The organism is Gracilibacillus saliphilus (genome assembly GCF_010994085.1).
Classification (GTDB): domain Bacteria; phylum Bacillota; class Bacilli; order Bacillales; family Amphibacillaceae; genus Gracilibacillus; species Gracilibacillus lacisalsi.
The window spans coordinates 1-12,526 of sequence record NZ_WJEB01000021.1; the positions used below are offsets into that span (position 1 = coordinate 1).

Sequence of the window (12,526 nt, forward strand, 5' to 3'; positions counted from 1 at the left end):
ACGAGTTTTCTGGTGAACATTTATAAAATTAAATCACAGTATCAAAGCATTAATGAAAATTAGCATATTTTTAAAGTGAACCAGATAATATATTCTAAATGATCCCTCTAGGGGACTTTTTTAAAATAAGTGGTTCATCCTTCACCTATTAAATGTAGGATCAACCGCTTTGGCTTCCTTTGATTAAACTGACCCTTTTACTTAGAATCTTCTTGATTTTGTTGAAGCTGTTGTTGCCCCATCTTGACTAATTCTTGGACCATATTACCACCTATGTGTCCACCTATTTTTCCAGCATCTTTAGCCTTAATATTCCCATTATAGCCTTGCTCAAGTGATACATGTTGTTCTGCTGCCACTTCATACTTTGCTTTTTGGGGATCATTTGTATTAGCTATTTTTGCTTTTAATTGGTCTAATCCTTCTCGAGCTTCTGGAACAAGTATTTTATTCCTTTTTGCCATTTTATTCATATCCTTTCCTGGAATAGTTTCCACCAGCATGACTCGTTAGTTTATCATTTTTATTTTTTCATCAATCGTATTTTCTATCATCAGAATCCGGATTTTTTACATTTATTCGCTACTTTTCACTATCCTTCATTGTTTTCATTTACTCATTACCATATTGTAACCCTCTCTTTAATATTATGTTTTGCATTTAACCAGAATTTATGAGTATCATTTGGCTACATCAAGGTTAAAATAAGCTCTATAGAAGAGGAAAACAAGAAAAGCGCAGAGCGCCCGCTTAAAAACGTAGCGGCTGGAGCTAATCAACTGAGATAAAGGAATCACGGGGAGCTTGCGAACCGATGATGACTTATCGTAGTGCGATTCGTGAAGTCGCCTAGTTTTTGGGCGCTCGGAGCTGGACATCTGCGCAAATTTTATACTCTCCATACAAATAAGAAAAACCGGCAAACATCGCCGGTCATTATTAAATACTATTTAGATGTCGATTACTTTGGTAGTAATGATGGAATATTGGAACAGCTTGTGCTCCTTCTCATAGCGGAGAATAACGAATTTTTCTATTCCTTACACAGCAATCTCGCAAGTAGTCACGAAACCGTTCTGCTTCTTGTTTAGTTAAGAGTCTCCTCTTATCATTCAAAATGGCTCCGGCACCTTGACTACTATATTCATACAGCCGTGCTTCCATTGGAGAAAATCCACCCATCTCTGTCCATCCCTGAGCTTTGATATGAGCTTCCATGTTACAGTGATAAAACAATACACTAGCCTGGGCATCTGGATCTCCACCAGGATGCCATGGCCTTCCTAGGTATACTGTGTCATCTGCCATATCCGTTGATTCTTTTAATAGCTTACATGACTCAAATAAGTAACCATACGGAACATCAATGGAGGTGCTCGCAGCGGTAATAAAACCATTGTTTTCCGTTTCACCTCGATCTAATGACACAATATCACACGCTTCAAATACAGTCTGACCACTACCAAAAATAAAATCAACCGCACCTTCAATTACACAATTTGTAAAGTAATGTGTACCGGCATCTACAAGCAACGTATCTTGGTAACCTCGAAAGCAGCAATGTTCAATCATCACATTATCACTTTCATCTGTGGTACGAAAGGCAACTGCTTGGATATGAGAAACTTTTGTTGGATCATCATCTCTTTTTCGATATTCATTTATGTAATCAAAACTATTCTCAAAGGTCATATTAATCGCAGTAAAATTCGGTTCTCTAACGGTGACACTAGCACTGCCAAATGTGCCATATGTCGTACCATCATTTTTTTCTGTACCACTTGCCACATCATACGTTACAACGGTTTTGTCTCGGCCCTCACCTATTAATGTAATCGAAGGCTTTTCTATTACTATTTTTTCATAAAACACCCCCTCGGAAATAAATATGGTTGCAGAATCTTCTTTAACACTGTCTAAAGCCTTTTGTATAGAGGAGTATACTTCTTTTTCCTGATACTTTTCCTCTTCTTTTTCTGAATAATGTTGATCTACGACATAGTCGATTTGCAGACTATAACGCTGTTCTATAGTTTTTATTTTATTATTCATTCTTTTTCCACCTATCTTAATTAGTGTTGAAAGTTAATTGATACAACTGATCCTTTTTTGCATCAAACTCAACCAAACCTGTTTCCAGTTGAGAGATTTCTCCTTTATCAATGCTGACCTTAAATGGATGACTTATCCTAAGACGGCAGACCCTTGATTGTGACGCTTTTATATGGACATACATTAATTGATGATCCTGCCATTTGATTTCTAGCGTAAATCCACCTCTGGCTTTTATCCCTTTCACATAACCAGTTCTCCAATCATTAGGCAAAGCTGGTAATAGATGAATTTCGTTTTGATGACTTTGGACGATCATCTCAACGATTGCTGCTGTACCGCCAAAGTTCCCATCAATTTGAAACGGCGGGTGGTTGTCAAATAAATTCGGTAGAGTAGATGATTTTAACAACTCCTTAATATTTTCGTAGGCGTCCTCTCCTTTAAATAAACGTGCCCACATATTGATAATCCATGCTCGACTCCAACCTGTATGCCCACCGCCATGCTCTAATCTACGATTTAATGTCACTTCGGCTGCCTTCGCCAATTTCGGTGTCGTAATTGGCGATATTTGATTACTGGGATGTAAAGCAAATAAGTGAGAAATATGGCGGTGACCTGGTTCCGCTTCCTCATAATCTTCCAACCACTCTTGAATTTGACCATACTTTCCGATTTGAATTTCAGGTAGCTTTGACCTTAGATACAATAGGTGATCACGAAATTCATTGTCAGTTTCTAAAACCTCACTTGCTGCGATACAATTAGAGAAAAGTGCATGGAGAATTTGACTGTCCATCGCCGGTGCTTCACACATTTTCCCGATCTCTCCACTTGGTAACTTATATGAATTTTCTGGTGATACCGAAGGGGTGGTGATCATGTATCCGTCTTGATTTTCTACTAGGAAATCGACGAAAAATATAGCTGCTTCTTTCATCGCATCATAAGCTTTTGCTAAAAAATCTTTGTCACCGTTATATTCGTAATGCTCCCATAAATGAAGACAAAGCCATGCGGCTCCCATTGGCCAATAACTTGCTGGTGGGTAGATATCTTGCGGTGCGGTATCTCCCCAAATATCGGTATTATGATGAGCGGTAAATCCACGACAGTCATACATCTTCTGAGCTGTTAATCTCCCGGATTCCCGCATTTTTTCAATTTGTTGAAATAATGGCTCATGACATTCTGATAAATTACAAACTTCTGCCGGCCAATAATTCATTTGGGCATTGATATTTAGCGTATACTTACTATCCCAAGGCGGAAGCATGTTATCATTCCAGATTCCTTGTAATGTCGCAGGCAATGAATTTGGTCGACTTGATGAAATCATTAAGTAGCGACCAAAATGAAAATATGTATTGATCAAGTCGATATCTGTTTCCCCTTGTTTCATCCTTTCTAATCGCTCATTTATTGGCAATGATGTTATCCGCTGTTGATCCTCTAATTCCAGCTCCACTCGATGAAACAGGGTTTGATAATCCTTTATATGAGCTGACTTTAAGTCTTGATAGCTTTTCTTCTCAGCTGATGCTATTATATCTAAGCACCGCTTTTCTGGATCAGGGAATCGATAAGTCGTCGCAGCCGATAACAAAATAGTCACTGCACTCGCATTGTTCACACAAATACGATTACCAAGCGTTTGAACAGTCCCATCATCAGCACTCACCCTCATAGCGGCTGAAAAAGCAATGCCATCCCTTCCACCTGTTTCTCCATTCATTACTATACTATTAGAGAAAAGAGGTTTGGTAGAATCTAAGTTCCTTGTATTCCCTCTATCTATATTTGCTTGTAATGAAATGGCACTTTCCTCCGAAGCAGTAATCCTCATGATCATTACTTGATCTGGATAACTCGTAAACACTTCCCTTTGAAACTTTATGCCTTCCGATCGGTACTTTGTTTTTACTATTCCATTATTCAAATCTAATTCTCTATAATAATCAGTGGTATCTGCATTATTAAATTGGATGATTAGCTCACCTAATGGTTCATAATGACGTTGAGATTTTGGAATTCCAGAAAAACAAAGCTTTGCTAATTCTTCTGCTTCCGTTAATTTCCCTTGAGAAAGCAATTCTCTTACTTTAGATAGGTTAGGAAGCGCATCTGGATTAATTCGATCACGTGGTCCTCCATACCAAACCGTATCTTCGTTTAACTGTACTTTCTCTTTTGTCACTTGCCCGAAAACCATGCCACCAAGCCTGCCATTACCAATAGGTAACGCCTCATTCCAGTTCTTTGCCGGTTCTTTATACCACATTATTTTTTTCTGATCAGTCATACTTAACACCTCGTTTAATTTCTATTGTAAAATTTTAAAATATAATTAGGGTTCTTAATATTATTGTCTCAAGAACCCTAATGAATCTTGAATGGTTAAAGCTTATTGAAGAGCTTAGCTACTCACTCTGAAGCATTAAATTCTTTAATAATGTCATCACCACCTTGAGATCTCCAATCCTCTACGGCACTCTCAAAATCCTCTTTATCTATTTGGTCTAACATATATTGATAGGTTGCATCTGTTATAATCTCTTGCAACATAGAATTATCCTGTACAAACGTTTCGGAATACAATGGCTCGGTAGGATTATTAATTAAATAATTTTCATTATCCTTTATCAATTCTTCTGATTTTGCTTTCACATCATAGTCGATTAAGGCTTCATAACTACCTCTGGTTTCGGGCTCACCGATTAACAATGCTGCATATGGTTTGACTTCTCGATCAAACACACCCGAATCTACTATTGTTTTTGCTAAACCGTCTACAACTTCATAATGTTCCCCCTCTATTCCCCAATTAGCCAAATTGGATACTTCAGGTGTCATCATTTTATCAAAAAAGGAAAGAATTTTTTTCAAGTCATCTTCTGTTTCTACTGAGCTCTTTGGAAAAAGCATTAAGCTTCCATATCCAGGTAAAGACCACACACCATACTCTCCATCCGATCCTTCTACATAGTTATGCACATCAAATTCCACATTAGGATCATTAGCGACCGCATCATTGTATAGACTTCCTACATCACCCATTGCACCTATATACATACCTGCTGATCCATTTGTTATGAATTCTCTCTGATCAGTTTTACTCGTTACCGGAAAGTCTTGATTGATATATCCGTTTACACGTAGTTCTTTAAAAAAGTCCATTGTTTGCATATATTCATCAAACATAAATTCTGGTAATAACTCCCCGTCTTTTTCTCCCCAGTAGTTTGGTGTACCAAACCATGAAGAGACCGTTTTAAATGCACCATAAATTAAGTCTCCTCTGTCAGCTAAACCAAACGTGTCATCTTTTCCATTTCCATCTGGATCCTCCTCTGTAAAGGCTCGAGCCATTTCCATTATTTCATCGGTAGTTGTTGGTTTCTCTAACCCAAGGTTATCTGCCCAATCTTTACGATAAATTAATCCTTGTCTAGATAAAGAAATGCCATTGTATAGACCATACACTTTCCCATTAATTTTTGTGTTTTCTATAATATCATCTTTTAATTTCTGTAAGTTTTCATATTCTTCAAGGTATGGACCAATTTCCCAAAACTGATCATCTTCAATAGCATCACGATATTGGGTAAGTTCTTGAGAACCAACATTAATGACATCTGGCAATGAATTAGTTGCAAAAGATGAATTCAAACGATCATAATAGTTAGAAGCTGGAATCCATTGAACATCTATTTCCACATTCGTTTTTGCTTCAATCTCCTCTAACACCTTTTCCTTTGGTACTTCCGGGGTGTGAAGCCCCGCAATTATAGAGAATGAAAATGCTTCATCATCTCCGCTGCTGTCAGAAGTGTTATCACTACATGCTGAAATAATTAACAGGAGAGGTATCAAAAATACTCCTCCTAAATATCTCTTCCATCCTTTCAAGTGTATCACCCTCCAAAAATTATTTTATAATATTGCTTTGTACAACTTTCATGTTAAGAATGATTAATATCAATGTACATAATCATTTGTCTATGACTTTAAAACACGTTTAATAAAGCGTTTTCACGATAGTCTGGAGGGGGAATGATCATGAGTCAGCACTATATAACAAAATGATTATATTTTATATCTGATGATAGTTAAAAATAGAAGATTAACTTTATTACAAGTAAGACTATGATCAGTGGGGTTCTTACAGACGTTTAGCACCATAATAAAAACCCCACAGAATTAGATTTACTAGCTAAGTATTGGCGGTATTATTTTCCTTCGTTTCTTTTCTATATATAGCTCTATACCTCCCAGGTGTTACACCTTCCATCTTCTTGAAAGAACGGATAAAGTTCTGGGGATTATTATACTTTAGTTCTTCCGCAATATGCTTGACAGGCTTACATGTTGTTATCAGCCACTCTTTTGCTTTTTCCAAACGATAATGTAACAGGTATTCACTAAAGGTATATCCGGTTTCTTTTTGAAAAATGCTACTTAAATATTTTGCATTATAATGTAATTCTGCAGCAATAGCATCGAGATAGATCTCTTTATTGTAATTTTCATGTATCATTCTCATAATTGTATCCGAAATTTTTCTATCTTTATTATCATTTTTATATTTTAACTCTTCAATTAAAGGAAGCGTGATATCATATAGCACCCAATCCCTTATTTCCCTTAAGGAGCTTAAATGTTGATAATGTGTAATTTCCCTTGTGGAATCAAAGTGTTCTATCTGAACGCCAAGGAGTTCTTTTAATTCAAACAAATCATACAAAAATCTAGAAAGAATTACATCAAATTGGAAATCGTAAACATCATGTTGATCTATATATCTAAAGAAATCTATAACCAATTGGATGGCCTTTTCTTTATCAGTCATTTTTATAGCATCAAGAATTTGATGATTGATAGCAGCAGGGAATGGCACTAGATTGATAGGTTCTCGATTCAAATTATCATAGAATATAATAGAGCCTGGCCCCATTTTCAATCGATATTTTAGTGCTTCATCACTTTCTCTATAGGCTTTTTTCGTTTCATGAAGATACTTGTAGCGCCTGCTAATACCTATGCTAATAGTTAATTGAAAAAGCTCGTTCACCTTTTTTTGGATAAACTCTGCTTTTTGATTGATAAACCTTGTATATTCTGCTTCATTTAAATGATCTGTTAAAAGGATGGTTGATTGCGTATCATTCACGACAATAGGCGTAAATCTTTCATGCGGCGAAATAATATCTTCCATCAAATTATTTATAGCAAATAAAATTAACTCTTGGTCCATTTTATTAAATTTTTTATCTCCCATTTCTGTAAAATCAATTTTCAATGAAAATATCGTTAACCATGTCCACTCTTTTTTATATTGCAATGATCGTAATTTTGCAGAGATTTCATCCTCTTTTACCTTTCCTTGTATTAACCTTATCATAAACAATTGCTTTAATTGGGGCACATAATATTGTACGCGTTGTTCCAATTGATTATTTTTATTTAATAATTGCTCCAAATGCGTTTCAATAAGATCAAATTCGTCGTCTATTTCTTCTAATGATTGTTCTCCTTGATTAGAGTGAACTATTCTTTTCAACTTTTTCACCGGTTTGTATAGATGTTTACTTCCTAAAATAGCAAAAAAGATCGAAATACTGAGTAATATCAACAAAACAAGTATCGTAATAATAGCAATAGAACTAGATTTTTCGTGTATTTCACTTAATTTGACAAAAGATAAATATGTCCAACCATTATAATTAGATTTTTCATAATTTATTTGGTAAGTAACTCCATTTAATTCGTATTCAAATTGTCCATCAGAATCATTATGATTGATCTCATCCAGTAAAGAATTTGGAATACGTTCACTCTCGTTAATTTGCGTATTCGAAGTATTCTGAGCGATAATTTGATTATTTTCATCTAGTATTAAGTATGAATCAGTTTCACTTCGCTGATCAATTATTTTTGTTAACTCACAAGTAGGAATAAGTACTCCTATAATTCCAGAAGGTTTACTTGTTAATATAGGTAATTTCTTTACAAGGTTAATATAATGAGAGCAACTTTTTTGGGGGGCATTTGGAAACTTTATTTCATCTGCTTCCTCTAATATCCAATTTGTTTTTCCAGAAATTTGCATGTAACTTGTTCTTATATTTCCGTAGGTACTGTCATTTAAATGGGTTAACCCGTTATTATTGATTAACCATTTTTTGTTAAAATTAATAAACACAACATCTTCAATACTCTTTTCTAATGTTTGGATATGGCTTAAGTCACGCTTTAAATTACGTAAATCATTATAAGATGTTGCATCCATATTAGTTCTTAGAATACTTGATGTTTGGGAGGGACGCACAAAATAACTGGTAGATAAATCAATATACTGTAGGGCCTGTTCAATATTTGTTTTGACCTGGTAAATATTTTGCTTTTTTTCATCATTAGAATAATCGATGATAGCTTTAGATGATTGCCAATAAGAAAGAGTACCAGTAATAATAACTGGTACTGTGCTTAAAATAATGAGAAGAGCAATCAGTTTATAGTAATGATTATTAAAGATTTTACTCATAGGCATATATCCCCTTTTTCAAAATACCTTTATACATTGACCTAAGCGGATTAGTGAAGGTATTAACACATTTTGGATACGATTTATGTCACTATCGATTCTAAACTTCACTAGCCCATTAACAGGCTAAGACTTTTCAATTACTAATATCTATAGGTCTCATTTGCTTAGTTATAAAGATTATTCCAGTTCCAAGCTTCACTTTGGCATTCTTCAGTTAATTTCATCCCTTGATTCATTGAATTCTGCAATAATATCGTTCCCACCTTCATTCTTCCATCGTTCCACTGCATCATTAAAACCGTCTAAATCAATTTGACCTTGCATATATTGGTAGGTTGCATCGTCAATTATTTGTTGCAATCTATCCCCATCTCTAACATAAGTCGCAGAATCTAGAACAATCGTTGGATCATGGATTAAATAATCATTATTCTCACGAATTAATCGATCCGCCTTGACTTTCGGTTCATAATTTGCCACCAATTCGTGACGTCCATTTGTTTCAGGTTCCCCGATTTCTAAAGAAAGGTAAGGATGTACTTCTGAATCGATTTTGTGACGGTTTTCTTCTATAGGAAGAGCGCCACCATCAACCACTTCATAATGCTCTCCTTCTACCCCCCATATAAGAAGGTTAGCCACTTCTGGCGTCATTAACTTATCATAAAATGATAGAATGTTTCTCAAATCCTCTTCGGTTTCAACTGCAGCTTTAGGAAATAATATAACACTTCCGTAACCTGGGATTGCCCATATACCAAATTCACCATGTGGCCCTTCAATATGATTATGGACATCGTACTCTATATCCGGGATAATATCTTTTGCATCATTATACGTACCCATTACATCTCCCATAGAACCTACGTACATACCTGCAGTGCCATTTTTAAATAAGGCTGATTGATCCGTCTTACTTGTTACGGCAAAATCTTGGTTCATGTAACCATTTGAGTGCAGTTCTTTAATAAAATCCATAGTTTGAATATATTCATCAAACATGAATTCTGGTAGCAATTGGCCATCTTTTTCTCCCCAATTGTTAGGAGTTCCAAACCATGAGGATATTGTTTTAAAAGCTCCATAAATTAAGTCATTACGGTCCGTTAAACCAAATGTATCATTTTCTCCACTTCCGTTTGGATCATCCTCTGTAAACGCTCTTGCCATTTCAAAAAACTCATCGGTAGTTGTTGGTGCTTCAAGGCCTAAGTTGTCTGCCCAATCTTTACGATAAATAAGTCCCTGTCGAGATAATGGTCTACCCTGATATAGTGAATATATCTTTCCATCGACTTTTGTATTATTAAGTATATCTGGATTTAATTTGCTCAAGTTCTCATATTCCTCGAGATAAGGTCCAATTTCCCAGAATTGCCCTTCTCGAATGGCCTCCTTATATTGATTAAACATATTAAAACCCATCGGCAAAACTTGAGGTAATGAGTTAGTCGCAAAAGCCGCATTTAATCTTTCTTCATAGCTCGAGTCTGGAACCCACTGGATATTTAAGTTTGTGTTGGTAGCATCTTGAATTAGTTCTAATAAATATTCACTAGGAGTTTCAGGAGTGTGAAGATTAAACATTGCTTCAATTGTATAACGCTCCTCTTCTTTTTCTTCATCATTTTGTTTGATATTTTCGTTTCCTGTATTACCGTTGTTATTATTTCCGTCATTGTTTCCTTCACCACTTGTTGAGTCATTTTCAGTACATGCTGCTAATAATACAAACATGAAAAGAGCAACTAAAACAAATAAAAATTTACTCGATTTCATTAAAAGTAATCCCTCCTGTTTTCTAATTTCTTGATAAATTCTAATAATGTAACCATCCTCTCTTGAGATAACGCTTTCATTTTCAGAGATTTCAACTAGCTAGATTAAAAATGCTTTTCCTTCTTGCAATACCAAACTGATATCAAATTTCGGCACCCTCCAAAACAATTGCTAGCTATTGCTTTATATAACTTTATATTAAGAATAATTGCGATCATTGTATATAATCATTAGTCCACAACTTTAAAATATTGTATGACAACGTTTAAAAACTAATTTGATGAACCAATGATCACTAGTTCGGCATTTTGTTACTTAATGATTATTTTCAATTCTCAATGATAATTATCCTAATAGAAGGACATTAGACAATATCGGAAATAGGAAAATGCTTTTATCAAGCTTCATTTGGAAATGGTATTTGCTCACAATATTTCTTTAGTTAACGGCTATTTCCATTATATAGACTTTATCACATCTTATATTTTCTTACTTTTAGGCGGCTCGGCTACTTGTAAAAAGAAGGGTACCGTCCACTTATCCGGTACCCTTCTATCGACATTATATTAATTTCACAAGTATTCTCCCTCTAACTTGTCCCTTCAATAAGGTTGGCAAAATGTCTGGAAGTTCTTCTAAGCTAACTTCTTGAGAAACAAACTCCTCTAAATTAGCTAATTTTACATCAGTCGCTAAACGTTCCCATATTTTCAAACGTGTTGCCATCGGACAATAAACAGAATCAATCCCTAGCAAATTAACCCCTCTTAAGATAAATGGAAAAACAGTAGATGGCAGTTTTGTCCCAGCGGTTAACCCACTGACAGCAACCGAACCTCCATATTCGATTTGACTTAAGACAGAAGCTAGTGGTTCGCCACCGACTGGATCAACGGCTGCTACCCATTTTTGTTTTGCTAAAGCTCTTATTTTCCCGTCATATACTTCTTCACGAGAAACGATTGTATTCGCCCCAAGTTTACGCAAATAATCACGCTCAGATTCCTTCCCGGTACTAGCCTCTACTTGATAACCGAGTAAAGAAAGAATGGCTACCGCAAAACTGCCAACACCACCAGTTGCACCTGTGACAAGCACCTTTCCTTTTTCTGGTGATAGATTATTTTCTTCTAAACGTTGAACAGATAATGCCGCAGTAAAACCAGCTGTCCCGATAATCATGGCTTCTTTAAGAGAAAGCCCTGTTGGAAGTGGAACAATCCATTTGGATGGAATACGTGCATACTTACTGTACCCTCCATAATGGGATACGCCTATCTCATAGCTAGTCGCGATCACCTCGTCTCCCTCTTTAAACTGTGGATCATCAGATGAAACTACTACACCTGCTAAATCAATCCCAGGTATCATCGGATAATCGCTGACAACATTGCCGTTTGGAATCGTTGCGAGGCTATCTTTATAGTTTATTCCGGAATAATGAACACGGATTAGCACTTCTCCCTCCGGTAAATCCTGAAAGGTTAGCTCTTTCATATGAACTGAAAATTCTTCATCCTGTTTATTTACAACTAATGCTTGAAATTTTTCTGACATCATTAGTCCTCCTTGACAAACATATGCGAAATTTATCCAAAGCATATCATTTGTTGTGGTTGACATCAATTATGAGGGACCGTGATAAAGTAATGTATATTTTTTTAGAAGGAATAAACAATATGAACAAAAGGAGGAATTTGCATGAAACATGTAAGTGCTTTGTTGATTAAGTTTATAGCTTCTCTAGTTCTTCTATATCTTATCCTTGGATTAATGTATGGAATGACTTTCGGTGAGGTTTTCCTTTTGACTGCCGTGTTAGGATTAGCTGCTTATGTAATCGGGGACCTATTGATATTACCTAGAACAAATAATACACTAGCGACTGTAGCAGACTTTTTCATAGCATGGTTAATTATATTTATGTTTGTTGATGGTATGGCGGTAACTGATAACATTTTTACAGCTACTACGATTGCAGCATTAGCTGTTGGTGTATTTGAGGTATTCTTCCATCGCTATTTAGCTAATCAAATTTTGCCCGATAATGATAAAGGGCCAATGGATAGAAAGTTACAGTACCAAACTGAGATATCTGATGAGCTAGGAGAACAACCACCAAAAGATGAAAAATTCGATAAGTAA

General features: G+C 35.6%; 8 protein-coding genes. 1 reads left to right on the top strand and 7 read right to left on the bottom strand.

The genetic code is table 11. The annotated features are described in order from the left end of the window. Positions 1-197: 197 nt before the first annotated feature. The 7 genes from GHT08_RS14020 to GHT08_RS14050 all read right to left on the bottom strand — a co-directional run bounded on the left by GHT08_RS14020 (position 198) and on the right by GHT08_RS14050 (position 11,938). The gene (locus GHT08_RS14020; protein WP_018933005.1) at positions 198-464 is read right to left on the bottom strand and encodes an alpha/beta-type small acid-soluble spore protein; all 267 of its coding nucleotides are present in this window, start codon (positions 462-464) and stop codon (positions 198-200) included. A gap of 544 nt (positions 465-1,008) precedes the next feature. Continuing rightward, a complete protein-coding gene (locus GHT08_RS14025) occupies positions 1,009-2,052 on the bottom strand; it encodes a pectinesterase family protein (RefSeq protein ID WP_163582014.1) in 1,044 nt (347 codons plus the stop codon). A gap of 16 nt (positions 2,053-2,068) precedes the next feature. After that, positions 2,069-4,357 (bottom strand): glycoside hydrolase family 95 protein, encoded by a 2,289-nt coding sequence (locus GHT08_RS14030; protein ID WP_163582015.1) that lies wholly within the window; start codon positions 4,355-4,357, stop codon positions 2,069-2,071. A gap of 122 nt (positions 4,358-4,479) precedes the next feature. Continuing rightward, entirely contained in the window at positions 4,480-5,928 is a 1,449-nt protein-coding gene (locus tag GHT08_RS14035) for an extracellular solute-binding protein (RefSeq protein ID WP_238343580.1), read from the bottom strand. A 340-nt stretch (positions 5,929-6,268) separates the two neighbouring features. Next, complete coding sequence (locus GHT08_RS14040; protein WP_163582017.1) at positions 6,269-8,599, bottom strand: helix-turn-helix domain-containing protein; 2,331 nt, start codon at positions 8,597-8,599, stop codon at positions 6,269-6,271. 213 nt (positions 8,600-8,812) lie between these two features. After that, positions 8,813-10,381 carry an extracellular solute-binding protein gene (locus tag GHT08_RS14045; protein WP_163582018.1) on the bottom strand — a complete coding sequence of 523 codons (1,569 nt, stop codon included), beginning with the start codon at positions 10,379-10,381 and terminating at the stop codon, positions 8,813-8,815. A gap of 561 nt (positions 10,382-10,942) precedes the next feature. Beyond that, entirely contained in the window at positions 10,943-11,938 is a 996-nt protein-coding gene (locus GHT08_RS14050; RefSeq protein WP_163582019.1) for an NADPH:quinone oxidoreductase family protein, read from the bottom strand. A 144-nt stretch (positions 11,939-12,082) separates the two neighbouring features. Here GHT08_RS14050 and GHT08_RS14055 point away from each other — a divergent pair, with 144 nt between their 5' ends. Continuing rightward, positions 12,083-12,526, top strand: a complete 444-nt coding sequence (locus tag GHT08_RS14055; RefSeq protein ID WP_163582020.1) for a YndM family protein — start codon at positions 12,083-12,085, stop codon at positions 12,524-12,526.